Origin of the sequence: Mycobacterium kyorinense, from assembly GCF_001672775.1 — a bacterium.
Classification (GTDB): domain Bacteria; phylum Actinomycetota; class Actinomycetes; order Mycobacteriales; family Mycobacteriaceae; genus Mycobacterium; species Mycobacterium kyorinense_A.
Map to the genome: position 1 here is coordinate 33,583 of NZ_LZKJ01000045.1, position 17,348 is coordinate 50,930.

At 67.5% G+C, this 17,348-nt stretch carries 16 protein-coding genes; 8 read left to right on the top strand and 8 right to left on the bottom strand.

Annotated elements, in window-relative coordinates; translation table 11 throughout:
- Positions 1-88: 88 nt before the first annotated feature.
- Positions 89-1,525, top strand: a complete 1,437-nt coding sequence (gene rpsA, locus A5707_RS03650; RefSeq protein WP_065013155.1) for a 30S ribosomal protein S1 — start codon at positions 89-91, stop codon at positions 1,523-1,525.
- A 5-nt stretch (positions 1,526-1,530) separates the two neighbouring features.
- Positions 1,531-2,748: a dephospho-CoA kinase gene (coaE, locus tag A5707_RS03655; protein WP_065013156.1), complete on the top strand. Its 1,218-nt coding sequence runs from the start codon at positions 1,531-1,533 to the stop codon at positions 2,746-2,748.
- Here the strand turns inward: coaE and A5707_RS03660 are convergent.
- Genes A5707_RS03660 through A5707_RS03680 form a run of 5 tightly spaced genes read right to left on the bottom strand, consistent with a single transcriptional unit; the run spans position 2,741 to position 6,310 of the window.
- A complete protein-coding gene (locus tag A5707_RS03660) occupies positions 2,741-3,154 on the bottom strand; it encodes a hypothetical protein (RefSeq protein WP_065013157.1) in 414 nt (137 codons plus the stop codon). The genes coaE and A5707_RS03660 overlap by 8 nt on opposite strands.
- Before the next feature lie 14 nt (positions 3,155-3,168).
- Positions 3,169-3,948, bottom strand: a complete 780-nt coding sequence (locus A5707_RS03665; RefSeq protein WP_065013158.1) for an Fpg/Nei family DNA glycosylase — start codon at positions 3,946-3,948, stop codon at positions 3,169-3,171.
- Complete coding sequence (gene ligD / locus A5707_RS03670) at positions 3,941-4,831, bottom strand: non-homologous end-joining DNA ligase (protein ID WP_065013159.1); 891 nt, start codon at positions 4,829-4,831, stop codon at positions 3,941-3,943. The genes A5707_RS03665 and ligD (A5707_RS03670) overlap by 8 nt, the downstream gene beginning before the upstream one ends.
- On the bottom strand, positions 4,831-5,820 hold the full coding sequence (gene ligD / locus A5707_RS03675) for a non-homologous end-joining DNA ligase (protein WP_065013160.1): 990 nt from the start codon (positions 5,818-5,820) through the stop codon (positions 4,831-4,833). The genes ligD (A5707_RS03670) and ligD (A5707_RS03675) overlap by 1 nt, the downstream gene beginning before the upstream one ends.
- Before the next feature lie 49 nt (positions 5,821-5,869).
- Positions 5,870-6,310, bottom strand: coding sequence for a DUF402 domain-containing protein (locus tag A5707_RS03680; RefSeq protein ID WP_197495237.1), 441 nt, complete (start codon positions 6,308-6,310; stop codon positions 5,870-5,872).
- 124 nt (positions 6,311-6,434) lie between these two features.
- Between A5707_RS03680 and uvrB the strand changes: the two genes are divergently transcribed.
- Genes uvrB through A5707_RS03695 form a run of 3 tightly spaced genes read left to right on the top strand, consistent with a single transcriptional unit; the run spans position 6,435 to position 10,901 of the window.
- Positions 6,435-8,603 (top strand): excinuclease ABC subunit UvrB, encoded by a 2,169-nt coding sequence (uvrB, locus tag A5707_RS03685; RefSeq protein ID WP_065013161.1) that lies wholly within the window; start codon positions 6,435-6,437, stop codon positions 8,601-8,603.
- Positions 8,600-10,021, top strand: coding sequence for an MFS transporter (locus A5707_RS03690; protein WP_065013162.1), 1,422 nt, complete (start codon positions 8,600-8,602; stop codon positions 10,019-10,021). Before uvrB ends, A5707_RS03690 begins: the two co-directional genes overlap by 4 nt.
- A 10-nt stretch (positions 10,022-10,031) precedes the next feature.
- Positions 10,032-10,901, top strand: coding sequence for an SCO6745 family protein (locus tag A5707_RS03695; protein WP_065013163.1), 870 nt, complete (start codon positions 10,032-10,034; stop codon positions 10,899-10,901).
- On the opposite strand, the gene A5707_RS03700 is transcribed toward A5707_RS03695, so the two are convergent.
- Positions 10,898-12,268: a DUF2254 domain-containing protein gene (locus tag A5707_RS03700; RefSeq protein ID WP_065013198.1), complete on the bottom strand. Its 1,371-nt coding sequence runs from the start codon at positions 12,266-12,268 to the stop codon at positions 10,898-10,900. The genes A5707_RS03695 and A5707_RS03700 overlap by 4 nt on opposite strands.
- 345 nt (positions 12,269-12,613) lie before the next feature.
- On the opposite strand from A5707_RS03700, the gene A5707_RS03705 reads away from it, so the two are divergent.
- From A5707_RS03705 to A5707_RS03715, 3 genes are read left to right on the top strand one after another with little or no spacing between them, the layout of a single operon-like run.
- Positions 12,614-13,060 carry a universal stress protein gene (locus tag A5707_RS03705; RefSeq protein WP_065013164.1) on the top strand — a complete coding sequence of 149 codons (447 nt, stop codon included), beginning with the start codon at positions 12,614-12,616 and terminating at the stop codon, positions 13,058-13,060.
- A 16-nt stretch (positions 13,061-13,076) separates the two neighbouring features.
- On the top strand, positions 13,077-13,865 hold the full coding sequence (locus A5707_RS03710; protein ID WP_065013199.1) for an SDR family NAD(P)-dependent oxidoreductase: 789 nt from the start codon (positions 13,077-13,079) through the stop codon (positions 13,863-13,865).
- Complete coding sequence (locus tag A5707_RS03715; protein ID WP_082969226.1) at positions 13,862-14,335, top strand: nuclear transport factor 2 family protein; 474 nt, start codon at positions 13,862-13,864, stop codon at positions 14,333-14,335. The genes A5707_RS03710 and A5707_RS03715 overlap by 4 nt, the downstream gene beginning before the upstream one ends.
- A 6-nt stretch (positions 14,336-14,341) precedes the next feature.
- Here the strand turns inward: A5707_RS03715 and lnt are convergent, their stop codons facing one another.
- Positions 14,342-15,769 carry an apolipoprotein N-acyltransferase gene (gene lnt, locus A5707_RS03720; RefSeq protein WP_065013201.1) on the bottom strand — a complete coding sequence of 476 codons (1,428 nt, stop codon included), beginning with the start codon at positions 15,767-15,769 and terminating at the stop codon, positions 14,342-14,344.
- 32 nt (positions 15,770-15,801) lie between these two features.
- Positions 15,802-17,313: an Hsp70 family protein gene (locus A5707_RS03725; protein WP_065013165.1), complete on the bottom strand. Its 1,512-nt coding sequence runs from the start codon at positions 17,311-17,313 to the stop codon at positions 15,802-15,804.
- Between the last annotated feature and the right edge of the window lie 35 nt (positions 17,314-17,348).

The window sequence follows — 17,348 nt, forward strand, 5'->3', positions numbered from 1 at the left end:
ATGTAGCAAGTCGAGTAGCCTCGACGGGTACACGATCTTTTTTAGCGACCTGTCCCTACGACCAAACCTGTCCGGAGCAACCCACCATATGCCGAGTCCCACCGTCACCTCGCCCCAAGTAGCCGTCAACGACATCGGCTCGAGCGAGGATTTTCTCGCCGCCATCGACAAAACAATCAAATACTTCAACGATGGCGACATCGTCGAAGGGACCATCGTCAAAGTCGACCGGGACGAGGTCCTGCTCGACATCGGCTACAAGACCGAAGGCGTCATCCCGTCCCGCGAACTGTCCATCAAGCACGACGTCGACCCCAATGAGGTGGTGTCCGTCGGCGACGAGGTCGAGGCCCTGGTCCTCACCAAGGAGGACAAAGAGGGTCGGCTGATCCTGTCCAAGAAGCGCGCCCAGTACGAGCGCGCCTGGGGCACGATCGAGGCGCTCAAAGAGAAGGACGAGGCGGTCAAGGGCACCGTCATCGAGGTCGTCAAGGGCGGCCTGATCCTCGACATCGGTCTGCGGGGCTTCCTGCCCGCCTCGCTGGTCGAGATGCGCCGCGTTCGCGATCTGCAGCCGTACATCGGTAAGGAGATCGAAGCCAAGATCATCGAGCTGGACAAGAACCGCAACAACGTGGTGCTGTCCCGCCGGGCCTGGCTGGAGCAGACCCAGTCCGAGGTGCGCAGCGAGTTCCTCAACCAGCTGCAAAAGGGTGCCATCCGCAAGGGCGTCGTCTCCTCCATCGTCAACTTCGGCGCGTTCGTCGATCTCGGCGGTGTGGACGGTCTGGTGCACGTCTCCGAGCTGTCCTGGAAGCACATCGACCACCCGTCCGAGGTGGTCCAGGTCGGCGACGAGGTCACCGTCGAGGTGCTCGACGTCGACATGGACCGCGAGCGGGTGTCGTTGTCGCTCAAGGCAACTCAGGAAGACCCGTGGCGGCACTTCGCCCGCACCCACGCCATCGGCCAGATCGTGCCGGGCAAGGTCACCAAGCTCGTACCGTTCGGGGCGTTCGTCCGTGTCGAAGAGGGCATCGAAGGTCTGGTGCACATCTCCGAGCTGGCCGAGCGCCACGTCGAGGTGCCCGACCAGGTGGTCGCCGTCGGCGACGACGCGATGGTCAAGGTCATCGACATCGACCTGGAGCGCCGCCGGATTTCGTTGTCGCTCAAGCAGGCCAACGAGGACTACACCGAAGAGTTCGACCCGGCCAAGTACGGCATGGCCGACAGCTACGACGACCAGGGCAACTACATCTTCCCCGAGGGCTTCGATTCCGAGACGAACGAGTGGCTCGAGGGCTTCGACGCGCAACGCCAGGAGTGGGAGGCCCGGTACGCCGAGGCCGAGCGCCGGCACAAGATGCACACCGCGCAGATGGAGAAGTTCGCTGCTGCCGAGCACGCCGAGGCCGAGCATGCACCGGCCAACGGTGCGCCGTCCGAAGAGCAGCAGGGCGGCTCACTGGCCAGCGACGCGCAGCTTGCGGCGCTGCGGGAGAAGCTCGCCGGCAGCGCCTAGCCCGAATGCTTCGGATCGGGCTGACCGGAGGGATCGGCGCCGGTAAATCGGCGGTCACTGCGACTTTCGGGGAATGCGGCGGAGTCATCGTCGATGCCGACGTCATCGCCCGCGAGGTGGTGGAGCCGGGCACCGAAGGGCTCTCGGCGCTCGTCGACGCGTTCGGTGAGGACATTCTGCTGCCCGACGGTGCACTGGACCGGCCGGCATTGGCAGCCAAGGCATTTCAGGACGACGCATCCCGCTCGGTCCTCAATGGCATCGTCCACCCGCTGGTGGGCAGGCGCCGCGAGGAGATCATCGCGGCCGTTCCCGAAGACTCGGTCATCGTCGAAGACATTCCGCTGCTGGTGGAGTCCGGGATGGCGCCGCTGTTCCCGCTGGTCGTCGTGGTGTACGCGGACGCCGAACTCCGGCTTCAGCGGCTGGTCGAACAACGCGGCATGGCCGACTCCGACGCCCGCGCCCGCATCGCCGCCCAAGCCACCGACGAGCAGCGACGCGCCGTCGCCGACGTCTGGCTGGACAACTCGAGTACGCCGGAGGCACTGGCCGAGCGTGCATCCGAGGTGTGGAATCACCGAATTCTGCCGTTCGCCCGCAATCTGAGCGCCGGAGAAGTGGTCCGTGCACCGGCGCGCCTCGCGCCGGCCGACCCGACGTGGCCCGCCCAGGCCCGACGTATCATCGCCCGCATCGAAGCGGCGTGCGGCGCAAAGGCGTTGCGCGTCGACCACATCGGATCGACCGCGGTTCCGGGACTCGACGCCAAGGACGTCATCGACATCCAGGTCACCGTCGAATCATTAGCAGTCGCCGATGAACTCGCCCAGACGCTGCTCCCGATGGGATACCCGAGGATCGCCAACACTGTCGGCGACACCGTCAAACCCGACGCTCGAAGCACCGTGGAAAACTACGATCACAGTGACGATGCGGTTATGTGGCACAAGCGGATTCACGGCTCAGCAGATCCGGGGCGGCCGACCTACATCCATCTGCGGGTCGACGGCTGGCCCAACCAGCAGTTCGCGCTGTTATTCGTCGACTGGCTCACGGCCAATCCCGACGAGCAAACCAGCTATCTGGCCGCCAAGCGCCAAATCGCCGCCCAAGAGCATCCGACCAGCGCGTCCTACGCCGACGCGAAGGAGCCCTGGTTCGCCGAGGGCTACCGGCGGGCCTGGCAGTGGGCCGATGCGGTTAAGTGGCGGCCTAGCTGAGCGGCGCGCCGCAGGACAGCACTCCGTTCATCGGGTCGGCATTGCCCGGCGTGGGCCGGACGAACTGGTCGACCTGTGCGGCGACGTTGTCGTCCACGTCGACCTCGCAGTGCACATTCGCCGAATACGGCCAGCGGATCGACACCTGCATGCCGGCCTTCGCGGGGTCGGCCAGCACCGTATTGGCCTCGAATGTGTTGCCGGGCATGGAGCCCAGGCCCGAGCTGCTGGTCTCGTTGTCATGGATCTGGAAGGTGGCCTGCGCGCCGGGGGCCACCCCGTCGACTCGGGCGATGTAGGTGACGTTGTGCAGGTCGGCCATCGCGGCCGGGGGAGTTAACTGCGACGCCGCCGCTGCGGCCACAGAAATGCCGAACGTCATGGCTTTACGCGTGGTGGAGCTCATGACTGCAGAGATTACTACCGGGGCTGGCAGTGCGGGCACCACACTGACGTTCGGCCGCCGACCTTACCGCGAACCAGCCGCGTGCCGCAGCGCGGACAGCTTGGATCCGGTTCGTCGCGCACACCGGTCAGCCACCGCGGCAAACCGGGCACGCAACCGTGCCGTATCGCGGTTCGCAGCACCCGCCGCATGGCGGTGTGCAGCTGCTTGATTTCGTCAGCATCAAGCGCGGTGACCGGTCGAGACGGAGGCAGCCGTGTCCGCCAGCAGATTTCGTCGACGAGCAGATTGCCGAGTCCGGCGATCACGGACTGATCCAACAGTGTCGCTTTCAACCCACCACGCCGGCCCGCCAATATGGCGCGAAATTCCGCCAGGTTGATGTCCATGGCATCTGGGCCCAGCGAACCCATCACGTTGGCGACGTCCTCGTCGCAGTCGGCCAACCAGACTCCGCGCAACTTGCGCTGGTCGAGGTAGCGCAGCTCGCCGCGGTCCAGCGAGACCACCAGTCGCTCTTGGCCTTCCGCCTTGGCGCCGTCAGGCGCATAGTATGGATGTCCGGTCATACCGCTGTGAATCATGAGTGTCGGGCCATCAGTCGGCAGGATCAGCCACTTGCCGTGCCGGCACGGCGCTGCGAAGCGACGGCCTTTCAACGCCCGCTCCAGTGCCCGGGCAGTGGTGTTGCGCAGAATGCCCGGGTCGCGCACTTCGACGTGGTGCACCCGACGGCCTGGTAGCGTGCCGGCCAGTTCGCGGCGAAAACCCTCCACATCGGGCAGTTCAGGCACGGCGTTTGGCCAAGCGCTGCAACGGGCCGGTCAGCGAACGCGCATGCCGGCGCATATCGGTCCACGGATCGCCTTGCCCGGCCAGTCGTTTGGGGACGTCGCGCAGCGTGAACCGGTCGGGTCGCATACCCCGGCCGTCCAGTTCGTCCCATTCCAGCGGCGTGGCCACCGGCGCACCCGGGCGGGCCCGCACCGAATACGGCGCGACCGCGGTCTGTGCGTAGGCATTTCGCATGATATCGAGGTATACCCGTTCGCCGCGCTTGCTCTTGCGGGCCTCAAGCGTGCGGTGCGCCGGATCGTCGGCCACGACGATGTCGGCGACGTCGCGGGCGAATTGCCGAACCGCATCAAAGTCAGCGTCTGCGCGCAACGGCACGACGACATGCAGACCGCGCGATCCGGTCGTTTGCACGTAAGTTGCCAGACCGAGGTCGGCCAGCACATCGGCGGTTGCGCGGGCCGTCGCCCGCACCACCGCGAAATCGTTGCCGGACGGATCGAAGTCGAATACCAGTCGGTCCGGCCTATCCAGGCGGTCCCGTCGCGACTGCCAGGCGTGCAGGGTGATGCAGTTCTGGTTGGCCAGCCATGCCAGCGCTTCTGGTCGGTGAGCCACCGGATGCACCACACTGCCACCCTCTTTGGCGACCTCCGCAGAGCTCATCCACGCCGGCATCGAGTCAGCGAAGTCTTGCTGGACGAACCCGCTTTCATCGATGCCACGTGGGAACCGCTGCAACGTCAACGGTCTGTCCCGCAGGTGCGGCAGCATCACATCGGCCACTTGGCAGTAGTAGTCGACGAGATCGCCTTTGGTGATCCCGTCGGCGGGAAACAGCACCCGGTCCGGGTGGGTGATCGCGACGTCGATGCGTGGCATCAGCGGGTCTCCCGCACCACCTCGTCGGCGGCCTTGTCGGTCCGCAGCCCGATGTAGCGGGGATGGCGCAGTTTGCCCTCGCGGGTCCACTCGGTGAACCCCACCTCGGCGACGAGTGTTGGTCGTACCCAATGCGTTTTGAGTTCTCGGACCCGGCCGCGGGTGAACGGCGACGTGTCCCGCTCGATGGCCGACAACCGCTTGTGCAGGCTGCGCAGCGTCGCGTCGTCGAACCCGGTCCCGACTTTGCCGGCGTAGGCCAGCTCAGCGCCGTCGTAGTAGCCCACCAGCAACGCGCCCAGCCCGACTCGGCTGCCCTTCGGTGCGGTGTAGCCGCCGATCACGAACTCTTGATCGCGGACGCATTTGAACTTCAGCCAGTCCGCCGATCGGCGACCCGCATAGGGCGCGTCGGCCAGCTTGGCGATCACTCCCTCGTCGCCGCGGGCGCAGGCAGCCTGGTATGCGGCCTCACCGTTCTTCACCCGGTGTGGCGTGAACCGCAGCGGGTCGCTGTATTGAAAAGCGTTCCGCAGCAGTCGCTTACGCCAGGTCAATGGCAGCTCGGTAGTGCGCTGCCCATCCAGGTGCAGCAGGTCGAAAATGTAGTAGTAGACCGGAATGCCGGTGGTCCTGGCCTGTTGGGGGTTGGTGATGCCCAACCGGCCCTGCAAGCGGGCGAAGCTGGTGCGCCGTCCTTCGAACGCCACCACTTCGCCGTCGACGACGAAGCGGGATGTCGGCTGGGCGGCAAGGGCGTCCACCAGCTCGGGATAGGTTCCGTTGAGCGACTGCCGGTTGCGCGACAGCAGCCGCACCCGGTCGCCGTCGCGAAACGCCAGGCAACGTTCGCCGTCGAATTTCCGCTCGAAGATCCAGCGCGGATCTGAAAACCGCCGGTCGGTAAGGGTGGCCAGAGTAGGCGTCCGCCAGCTGGGCACCGGCTCGTCTCGCAACACCCCGCGAAGCTCGCCCGGCAACTCGATCACGACGACTCGCTGAGGGCCATGTGGGGGAGGTACCCGGCTCGATCGTGTACTACGCGTCACGCCAGTGGAGCGTCATGCCCTGGCTGGTCAGCCAGCGGTTCAAGTCGTAGCCGTGCCGCGACAGCCCGTCGACGGCGGTTACGGCGCGTCGCACCGCCTGTTCGGCGGCATCAGGGCTCAGCAGGTTGTGTCGTACAGCGACCAGTAACTCGTCGACGTCGGCAAGCTGCACCGCGACACCGGTCCGGATCTCCAGGTCGAGATAGCGGTCTTCGGAGCGCCAGATGGCCGGGCCGGGGGTGTATTCGCCGATGTCCAGGTAGTAGTCGTGGTCGCGTTCGTGGCCCGGATTGAAATGGAAGACGCTGGCACGCACGCCCAGCGAGGGCAGCAGCCACGATTCGAGGTAGTGAAATTGGGCGCGGCCGGGGGTGGGCCGCGCCATATACAGGCCCCACGGGCACACGGTGTACTGGTCGACGGCCCGCACGATGCCCTTTGGATCGGTGTTGGTGCGGGCTACCAGGTCGAACGTCTCGTGCTTGGGCGGATGGATAGCAGTGACTGTAGCCGCGGGAACGATCGTTGTCGGCATCTCGTTCTAGGCTTTTGATATGGCTTTTGCTACCGAACATCCGGTGGTCGCGCACTCGGAGTACCGCCCGGCCGAAGAGGCGGTGGAGGGGTTGGTGCGTACCGGCGGCCGCTTCGAGGTGGTCAGCCCGCACGCGCCGGCCGGAGACCAGCCGGCCGCCATCGACGAGTTGGAGCGGCGGATCCAGGCGGGGGAGCGCGACGTGGTGCTGCTCGGCGCCACCGGCACCGGCAAGTCGGCCACCACCGCGTGGCTGATCGAGCGGCTGCAGCGGCCCACCCTGGTGATGGCGCCCAACAAGACGCTGGCCGCGCAGTTGGCCAATGAGCTTCGAGAAATGTTGCCGCACAACGCGGTCGAGTACTTCGTATCGTACTACGACTACTACCAGCCCGAGGCCTACATCGCGCAAACCGACACCTACATCGAGAAGGACAGCTCGATCAACGACGACGTGGAGCGGCTGCGGCACTCCGCCACGTCGGCGCTGCTGTCGCGGCGCGACGTGGTGGTGGTGGCGTCAGTGTCGTGCATCTACGGGCTGGGCACGCCGCAGTCCTACCTCGACCGCTCCGTCGAACTGCGGGTGGGCAACGAGGTTCCCCGGGACGGTCTGCTGCGGCTGCTGGTAGATGTGCAGTACACCCGCAACGATCTGTCCTTCACCCGCGGCTCGTTCCGGGTGCGTGGCGACACCGTCGAGATCATCCCCTCCTACGAGGAGCTGGCGGTCCGCATCGAATACTTCGGCGACGAGATCGAGGCGCTGTACTACCTGCACCCGCTGACCGGCGAGGTGATCCGCAAGGTCGACTCGCTGCGGATCTTCCCAGCCACCCACTATGTCGCCGGCCCGGAGCGGATGGCACACGCGATCTCCACCATCGAGGAGGAGCTGGCCGAGCGGCTGGCCGAACTGGAAGGTCAGGGCAAGCTGCTGGAGGCTCAACGGCTGCGGATGCGCACCAACTACGACATCGAGATGATGCGCCAAGTCGGGTTCTGTTCCGGCATCGAAAACTATTCGCGGCATATCGATGCCCGCCCCGCCGGCTCGGCGCCGGCGACGCTGCTGGACTACTTCCCCGAGGATTTCCTGCTGGTCATCGACGAGTCGCATGTGACCGTGCCGCAAATCGGCGGCATGTACGAAGGCGACATCTCGCGCAAACGCAACCTGGTCGACTACGGTTTCCGGTTGCCGTCAGCCGTCGACAACCGCCCGCTGACCTGGGAGGAATTCGCGTCGCGGATCGGGCAGACGGTGTATCTGTCGGCCACCCCGGGCCCCTACGAGCTCAGCCAGTCCGGCGGGGAGTTCGTCGAGCAGGTGATTCGGCCTACCGGGCTGGTCGACCCGAAGGTCGTGGTCAAACCGACCAAGGGCCAGATCGATGACCTGATCGGCGAGATCCGCAAACGCACCGAGGCCGACCAGCGGGTGCTGGTGACGACGCTGACCAAGAAGATGGCCGAGGACCTCACCGACTATCTGCTGGAGATGGGCATCCGGGTGCGCTATCTGCACTCCGAGGTCGACACGCTGCGCCGGGTCGAGCTGCTGCGCCAGCTGCGCCTCGGCGACTACGACGTGCTGGTCGGCATCAACCTGTTGCGTGAGGGCCTGGACCTGCCGGAGGTATCGCTGGTGTCGATCCTCGACGCCGACAAGGAGGGCTTCCTGCGCTCGTCGCGAAGCCTGATCCAGACCATCGGCCGCGCGGCCCGCAACGTGTCCGGCGAGGTGCATATGTACGCGGACACGATGACCGATTCGATGAAAGAGGCCATCGACGAGACCGAGCGGCGGCGCGCCAAGCAGATCGCCTACAACGAGGCCAACGGCATCGATCCGCAACCGCTGCGCAAGAAGATCGCCGACATTCTCGACCAGGTGTACCGGGAGGCCGACGACTCTGACACCGTCGAAATGGGTTCCGGACGCAGCATTTCTCGCGGTCGGCGCGCGCAGGGCGAACCAGGCCGGGTGGTCAGTGCCGGCATCGTCGAGGGCCGCGACACCGCCAACATGCCGCGCGCCGAGCTGGCCGATCTGATCAAGGACCTCACCGCACAGATGATGGCCGCCGCCCGCGATCTGCAGTTCGAGCTGGCGGCGCGGTTCCGCGACGAGATTGCCGACCTGAAGAAAGAGCTGCGCGGTATGGACGCTGCCGGTCTCAAGTGAGCTCACCTGCCATCGAGGCCGCCGGCAGTTGGCGTGCGCTACTGGGCCGCAGATACCTGGGGACGTCAACGTTGCTGGCCGGCGGGGTGGCGCTGTGCGCCACCAACGAGTTCCTGACGATCAGCCTGTTGCCCAGCACCGTCGCCGACATCGGCGGTGAGCGGCTCTACGCCTGGGTGACCACGCTGTACCTCGTGGGTTCGGTCGTGGCCGCCACCACGGTCTACGCCTCGCTGCAGCGGTTCGGCGCCCGCGCGTCCTACCTGCTGGGGGTGGTCGTGTTCGGCATCGGCAGCGTGGTGTGCGCGGCGGCTCCCACCATGGAAGTCCTGCTGGCGGGCCGCACTGTGCAGGGCGCGGCGGGAGGCCTGCTGGCCGGACTGGGTTACGCGGTGATCAACTCGGCCCTGCCGCGGGCGCTGTGGACCCGCGCCTCGGCGCTGGTCTCGGCGATGTGGGGTGTCGCGACGGTGGTCGGCCCGGCGATGGGTGGCATCTTCGCTCAGTTCGGGCAGTGGCGCTGGGCGTTCGGCGCGGTCGCGGTGCTGACCGCGGCGATGGGCGCGCTGGTCCCCGCCGTATTGTCGGCGCGCCGGGTCGACCAGAGCCAGCGCCCGCCCGCCCTCAAAGTGCCGGTGTGGTCGCTGTTGCTGCTCGGTGCTGCGGCGCTGGCGATCAGCGTCGCGGAGATCCCGCACAACAACCTCGCCACCGTCGCGTTGCTGGCCGTCAGCGTGCTGCTGGTCGCGGGCTTCGTGGTGGTCGATCGGCGGATGGCCGCCGCGGTGTTGCCGCGCAGCGCGTTCGGATCGGGTCCGCTGAAATGGATCTATCTGACTATGGCGCTGCTGATGGGCGCCGCGATGGTCGACATGTACGTGCCGTTGTTCGGTCAACGGCTGGCCCACCTGGTTCCGGTAGCGGCCGGCTTTCTGGGCGCGGCACTGGCCGTCGGATGGACGGTCAGCGAGATCGCCAGTGCATCACTGAAAAGCGTCCGCGTCATTGCTCGCGTGGTTGCGGCTGCCCCGCTGATCACGGCGGTGGGCTTGGGGTTGGGTGCGGTCACCCAAGTCGACAACGCCCCGGTCGGCGTCGTCGTGCTGTGGGCATTGGCCCTGCTGATCACCGGCAGTGGTATCGGGGTGGCGTGGCCGCACCTGTCGGCCTGGGCGATGGACTGCGTCGACGATCCGGCCGAGGGCGGTGCCGCAGCAGCGGCGATCAACACGGTGCAACTGATTTCCGGAGCTTTCGGCGCGGGGTTGGCCGGCGTGGTGGTCAACAGCACCGAGGGCGGCGCGGTCATGGCGGCGCGCTGGCTGTTCGCAGTGTTCACGGTGCTGGCCGCAGTCGGAGTGCTGGCCTCCTATCGGGCCACCCGGGGACACCGCTGCACGGCGGCGGCGCCGGGCTAGTCTCAGCACCGTGGACGCCTTCGCCGCCGGACGACTGACCCGCTCCCTGGACGCATTGCACTCCGTCGTCTACTTCCTGCCCGAGGCCAACGAGAAGTTCGGCGAGCTGGGCATGGACTTCCGGACGCACTACTTCGCCGGCCGATCCGCGGCGATGGGCGCGGTTTCAGCGAATGTCGTTGCGGCCACGTTCTATAACTTCAACCCCGAATTGGTCGCCAGCGCCATTCCGGCCGCCTGGGAGCTGGCATCGCCGGCGACGGTGACCAAGGTGCGCTACCAGATCGTTGCGACGGCGTTGCCGCGGGTGCTCGGTGAGAAGCTCACGCAATCCACGGAATTGGCGCATGCGGCGGCATTGCTGCGGGCCATCGCGGAAGCGATCCCCAACGCCGATGGCCGACCGTTGTACGCCGGGCACGCCGAGCTGCCCTGGCCCGATAGCCCGATCGCCCAGTTGTGGCACGCGATCACGTTGTTGCGGGAATACCGCGGCGACGGGCATATCGCCGCGTTGGTGGCCAACGGCCTCAGCGGTCTGCACGCGTTGATCACCCATACCGCAACGGGAATCGGCTTCAACGCCGACTATGCGCGGCGGATGCGCGGGTGGAGCGTCGATCAATGGGATGCCGCGACACAGGACCTGATGTCACGAGGCATTCTGGGCAGTGCCGGTGAGCTGGCGTCGGCCGGCACCGAGTTGCGGTCCGCCATCGAGGATCTCACCGACGAGCTGGGATACGCGCCGTGGCGGACGGTGACCGCCGACCAGGCTGACCAACTGGTCAGCTTCGCCACAATGATCCGTACGGCGGTCCAATCCGCCGACGTGTTTCCCAGCGGGCTGTTCGGCCCCCGTCACGGCGAGCACCGCTAAGGCGTCAAGCGGCGGTGGCTGTGATCGGCCGGATCGGTGGTATCGGCACCGATGGCATGTAACCGAGCCAGGTCATCGGCGTGAAGCCCCGGAGTTTCGTCGAGTGACCCGAGCAGCATGTCGATTTGCTTGCGCAAAGCCGGCACCAGTTCCGCTCGGCCGGCATCGTCGACGTGAGCGATCAACATCCGCAGCACGCGAAGGATCGTCGCTGCGACCAACGGCTGCGTCGGCGCGACGTGACGTAGTTGGTCGAATCCGTGCGCGATGTACTCCTCGGGGTCGAGTTCCCAGGGCCGCAACAGAATTCGACCTCCTGGCCCGGATATCGCCCGCCCCAGCGGCGGGGCGACGAGCAGTCGGCGAAGCAGGCTGCCGACCCGCAGGGTGGCCTCCACCGCGGTGGTCGGGTCGTTGATCGCGGCGCTGAGCGCCCGTAGCCCGATGTCGACCAATTGCCGAAACGAGAAGTCGACGTCCTGTTGCATGGTCCGGCCGCCGGTCACCGCGATCGCGGCGGCCAGCCGGCGTCGAACCCGGTCCGCCCGCGCCGGAGACGGCCACACGGTCACCAGCGGTTCACCCTGATGCACGTAGGCACCCACCCGGGTGTCGAGCCGCACTGTCGTCCGCTCGGGCACCGTGGCCAGCAGCCGGTCGGTGTCGATTCGGCTCACCCAACCGTCGACGCGCGAGCTGACTCGCAACGACTCCGCAGGCGGCGTCATGTCGACATCGGGTGCTGGTTGCTCGCGTCGGGCAGTGTCCGCGACAGCGTCGATCACCGCCCGGCCCTCCGCTGCGATGTCGCGCACCACTCGGCCCACCTCCAAGCGGTGGGCGAGGTGGTCGAGGTGCGCGATGATCGTGATCACCGTGACGATGGTCAGCACGACGGCCACCGTCACCGACACCCGCGGCGCCAGCTGCATGGCATGACCGTTGATGCGTGGCAGCGTGAGCACGCAGTACACGAACGTCGCCACCAGCAGTCCGATGACGACCTGGCTGAGCCGGTCCCGGATGAACGACCGCATCACCCGGGGCGACAGCTGCGAGCTCGCCAGCTGCAGGCTCACGATGGTCAGCGAGAAGATGACGCCCGCGGTGGTGATCGTCGCGCCGGCGATGGTGCTCAAGAGCCAGGTGGCGACATCGATGTCCATCGCCATCGTCAACGGCACCCGCGTCTGGGCGCCCAACGCGTTGTCGACCGTCCCGGTGACGAGGGCCAGGACGATGCCGCCGATCACAATGACGACGGGCAACAGGAATAGGCTCTCCCGGAACCGGTAGGCCGCCGCGGACCCGCGCAACCCCCGATCAGCTCGGATACGAAAAGCTCTACGCAGCAACGGTTTACCCATCAGCACGCCGACCTGAGGCCACGCAGCGAAGCGGCATTGCCAGCGCTCGGCGTGCCCGAGCGCCGGGTCTGCGTCGCGGACTCCTCGACTAGCGCTGCAGCCATGATGTCTGTCACCCTAAGACTCCTTTGGTGATGGGGATTACCCGTGGTGCAGCGCGTCAACAACCCTTTTGCCGGGCAAGGAATTTCATCCGTGGGGGGTCTGCGTCGATTACAGTGGCGCTCACAGCGTCGACCGCACGCCCGTGGGCGCCGCCCATTCGGTGTGTCGCAAATCAACCATCTGATCCGGCAAAGCGATACTGTCTTGGGTTGGCGTAGCAACCGACACCTGGGAGGGTAAATGAGCGCCTATCGGACCGTGGTGGTAGGAACCGACGGCTCGGACTCGTCGCTGCGCGCGGTGGACCGCGCAGGCACCATCGCCGCCGGGGCGAACGCGCAGTTGATCATCGCGACGGCCTACCTGCCCCAGCACGAGGACCCGCGCGCGGCCGACGCCCTGAAGGACGAAAGCTACAAGGTGGCGGGCAGCGCCCCGATCTATGCGATCCTGCGCGAAGCCAAGGAGCGGGCGAACGCCGCGGGCGCGCAGAACATCGAGGAGCGATCGGTCGTCGGCGCCCCGGTCGACGCGCTGGTCGGCCTCGCCGAGGAGGTCAAAGCCGACCTCTTGGTGGTCGGCAATGTCGGCCTGAACACGATCGCCGGCCGGCTGCTGGGCTCGGTGCCGGCCAACGTCTCGCGTCGGGCCAAAGTCGACGTCTTGATCGTGCACACCACCACGTGAGTTGCCTCCTGCGTTCGTGATCGATTCCGCCAAATACGGCCCGTGGGCGGTCATCGCGGGCGGCTCGGAAGGTGTTGGCGCCGAATTCGCCCGGTTGCTGGCCGAAGCGGGTCTGAACCTGGTGCTGATTGCCCGCAAGCCCGACCCGTTGGCCGAGACCGCTGAGCGCTGCCGCCGGTACGGCCACGAGGTCCGCACTGTGCCGATCGATCTGAGTGACACCGCTGCCAGCGTCCGCATCGCCGAGGCAACCGCGGGCCTCGACGTCGGGTTGTTGATCCTCAACGCCGGCGCCAACACGCACAGCCGCGAGTTCCTCGACGGCGATCTGGCGGAGTTCCAGCGCGTCATCGATCTCAACCTCTCCACACCGCTGGCGCTCATTCACCACTACGGGCAGCCGATGCGCGCCCGCGGGCGGGGCGGCATTGTGTTGATCGGATCGCTCGCTGGCTACCTGGGCTCGGTGCGGCACACGGTCTACGGCGGTGTCAAGGCATTCGGACGCATCTTCGCTGAAGGGCTCTGGCTGGAGCTTCGCGAGCACGGCGTCGACGTGCTGGAGTTGGTGCTGGGCGTGACCCGGACACCGGCGATGGAACGGGTGGGCCTGAATTTCGATGTTCCCGGCATGACCGTGTCCGATCCTGCCGACGTCGCGCGCGAGGGGCTGGAGTGGCTGTCGCGCGGACCTGTGCGTGTGGTCAGCGGAAACGAGGAGATTGTGGCCATGCGCAGTGACCCCGACCGGGCTGCGGCGGTGCTGGGCGCGCACCGAACGATGCAGCGGCTGATGGGCTCGTGACCGCCGAGGAGCGACTGGCCGCCTTGGAGCAGCGGCTGCGCCGGGTGGAGGACGAGCTGGCGATCAGCCGGCTGCTGGCCTCCTACGGCCCGTTGGTCGACGCCGGCGACGCCGATGCGGTGGCCGAGTTATGGGCCGAGGACGGTGAATACGACGTCGAAGGTTGGCACATGCGCAGCCGCGCCGACGTCGCCGACATGGTCCGCTCGTCGGCCCATCAAGGCCTGATTCGGGGCGGTTCGGCACACTTCCTGGGCCCGGTCCACGTCGACGTCGACGGCGACGATGCCGTTGCGGTGTGCGAGTCGATCCTGGTTCGCCGCAGCGATGACGGCAGCGGCTACCGGGTGTGGCGAGCCGGGGCCAACCGGATCACGCTGCGACGGGCGGCGTCGGGCTGGCAGATCGTCAAGCGCATGACCCGAGCGCTCGACGGCTCGGAGGAGGCGCGGGCGTTGCTGCGCCACTGAACCGGCTCAGCGGCGGCGAGCGCGCACGACAGCCAGCGCACCGGTGCCGGCGAGGACGGTGAACGCCAGCACCAGAACCCAGTCGCCCAGCCGCTGGTAGGCGGTGTCGCGCGCGTCGAGCGGAACAGTGACGACCACCGCGCCGCGGTAACTCGACGGGCACCAGGCAAGCCTGCGGCCGCGCGCGTCGAATGCAGCGCTGTCGCCCGACAATCCGGCGTGTACCGCCGGGCGGCCGACTTCGGCGGCGCGTACCGCGACCATCGCCGCCAATTGCGGTTGGGCCCAACTCCCTTGAAATGTCGAGGTCGAACTTTGGTAGACGAGCAGCTGCGCCCCGAGTTCCACCTCGCGGCGGGGCAGGTCGGGAAACGCTGCCTCGAAACTGATCAGCGGTCCGAGTGCCAGGTCGCCAGCGTGCAGCACCACCTGGTCGCTGCCGCGGTGCCGGTCCTCGCCGGCGGCCTTGGTGTGCCCGGTGATCGGCCCCAGCAGCGAACGCAGCGGCACGTATTCGCCGAACGGCACCAGCCGGGTTTTGCGGTAGCCGCCCAGTGCGCCGTGCGGCCCGATCAACAGAGACGACTTGTAGATGCCGCCGGTCGGCGCGCGGGCGTCGACGTTGACGAGCAGGTCCGCACCCACCCGCCGGGACAGGTCCGTCAGCTCCTGCATGGTGTCCGGGTGGTCGGCGGGATCCACTCCGACGCTGCTTTCGCCCCACACGACCACATCCGGTCGTTGACCTACCAGCGTGCGAGTGAGCGCCGCACTGGCCGCCGCTCGGGCGGTCGAGTCGTCGATCACGCCGGGCTGCACCAGCGCCACCCGGGCTGTGGGGCTGCCGGCGGTCGGCGCTTCGAGTACGAAGCTGACTGGCCCGACACCTGCACACACCGCCGCCGCGGCGACCATCGGGATGGCGCGCCTCCGGTGCACAATTGCCCCGGCGATACCGGTATTGACGGCGACCACCAGAAAGCTGGTCAGCCACATCCCGCCGAGCGAGGCCGACGCCAACGTGACGGGCTGGTTCCACTGTGACGCACCCAGCGCGGCCCACGGACCGCCCAGCGCGGGCCACGACCGCACCGCCTCGGCCGCCACCCAGGCGCTGGGCAACACGACCATGGCCGCCAGCGGTCGATGCACCGTGCCGGGCGGGGCCAAGAGCCGGTGGGCGGCAAAACCCCACGGCAGCCACAACGCGCCGAGTCCGGCGGCCAGCAGTAGCAGCAGGGGACCGCTGCTGGGCAGCAGCCAGTACTGCGTGGCCAGCACATAGCCGGCCAGGCCGCACCACGCCCGTACCGCGCCGTCGGCCGGAGTCGGTGCGGCCCGCACGACGAGCAACAGCGGAACCACACCGAACCAGGCCAGGCACCACCAGGACGGCGCCGGGAAGGCAAGCGCCGGCAGCGCGCCGAGAACCAACGCCGCCGCGTACCCCCGCAAGCGACGGAAGGTCACGCGCTGGCGAGGGCGTGCCGCGTCAGCCGGAAGGTTCGGGTCAGCCGGTCCGGTTGCGTCGACAAGGTGACCTCGACAGCTCCGCCCGGCGTGACGATGTAGCGCTCCTCGACATCGGGCCCGTCGTCGCGCCGGCGCACCGGCCGGTGTCCGAGGTCGTGGTCGTCGTGCAGGTCCGGGTCGAACGGGAAGAACACCGAGTCGTAGGGCATCACGTCGCCGTCGGGGCGGCCGTCGCGCAGCCGACTGCATTCCACGAACCGGAAATGCCCGATGTTGTGCGCGGCCCGATAGCTTCGGGTGACCACCAGGGGAGGCTGGCCGTCGGCGGGCAATTGCACGCCCTTGGGCACGATCGGGTCGAAACTGACGTCGGCGCCCGCATGCGCCTCCCGGAAGACCCCGAAGTGCCGCGAAAGCCGTTCGGACAGCGCGAATCCCGCTTCTCTGTCGAGGAAGACGGCCAGTCCGATCGCGGTCGCGGCGAAGGGGTGCGGTGAGCGTTTGACCCGTTTCTCGTCGAACTTTTCATTGCGGTCGGCGCGCAGCATCCGGGCGATCAGCGGGAAACTGCCGGCCCCGCCCACCACGTAGATGCCCGCCACCTCGGACCACTGTGCGCCGTGCAACACATGCCCGAGGACGTCGATGGTCTTGGCGACGAGCGGTGAACAAGCCGCGTAGACGTCGTCGATCGGACACGAGAACGGCGGCTTGCCGACCGCGTCGAGGTCGACCAGAAAGCGGCGGGTGTTCGGGCCGACGGCTTCTTTGCGCGCCGCGCACTCCTCGAGCAGCAGGTCCTGCGCTGCGGCGTCGAGGTTGCGGAGTTTGGCGCCGTTGCGGACCAGCGTGAGGATCTCCGCGTCGAAGTCGTCGCCGCCAAGGCGCTGGATGCCTTCGCTGGTGACGACCTCGTTGAGCCGGCCCGTCATCCTCAGCAGCGACGCGTCGAACGTGCCGCCGCCCAAGTCGTAGATCAGCACATACTCGCGTTTGGCGCTGATCGTCGAGCGATATCGGTGCGCATACTCGAAGCCGGCCGCCGAGGGCTCGTTGAGCAAGGCGATGACCTCGAAGCCGGCTTGGGCAAAGGCGTCCAGGGTTAAAAACCGTTGGGCGCTCGACGCATTGGCCGGCACGCTGACCGCGGCCTCGATCCGCTCGCCGGGGGCCAGGTCGACGTTGGAGCGGTGCTGCAGATCCCTCTTGAACTGGGCGAGCAGTCCCGCGAACAGGTCGGCCACCCGGTGGGGGCGACCGGCCAGTTGCACCGTTGTCCGCGGCCCGGCGTCGTTGAGCAGCCGTTTGAACGATCGCAGCAGCGACCAGCCCGGTTCGTGGCGCACCGCGGCGGCGTCCAGGCCGAAGCGCAGTTCCCCGGACTCGTGGGCGGCGATCACCGACGGCCAGGTGTCCACACCGTCGAACGACGCCACCGGGTAGTTGCCCCGGTCGACGACTGCCGCGACCGTGTGCGTTGTGCCGAAGTCGATGCCCACCCTCATCTCGCCAGAGTGTAGGCGGTGCAGCGCGTTTCGCG

Excerpts from the sequence above, each read along its gene's own strand:
- coaE (WP_065013156.1), top strand. The coding sequence starts at position 1,531 with ATGCTTCGGATCGGGCTGACCGGAGGGATCGGCGCCGGTAAATCGGCG.
- A5707_RS03660 (WP_065013157.1), bottom strand. The coding sequence starts at position 3,154 with ATGAGCTCCACCACGCGTAAAGCCATGACGTTCGGCATTTCTGTGGCC.
- A5707_RS03705 (WP_065013164.1), top strand. The coding sequence starts at position 12,614 with ATGAGCGCCTATCGGACCGTGGTGGTAGGAACCGACGGCTCGGACTCG.
- ligD (WP_065013159.1), bottom strand. The coding sequence starts at position 4,831 with ATGCCACGCATCGACGTCGCGATCACCCACCCGGACCGGGTGCTGTTT.
- rpsA (WP_065013155.1), top strand. The coding sequence starts at position 89 with ATGCCGAGTCCCACCGTCACCTCGCCCCAAGTAGCCGTCAACGACATC.
- A5707_RS03725 (WP_065013165.1), bottom strand. The coding sequence starts at position 17,313 with ATGAGGGTGGGCATCGACTTCGGCACAACGCACACGGTCGCGGCAGTC.
- uvrB (WP_065013161.1), top strand. The coding sequence starts at position 6,435 with ATGGCTTTTGCTACCGAACATCCGGTGGTCGCGCACTCGGAGTACCGC.
- A5707_RS03700 (WP_065013198.1), bottom strand. The coding sequence starts at position 12,268 with ATGGGTAAACCGTTGCTGCGTAGAGCTTTTCGTATCCGAGCTGATCGG.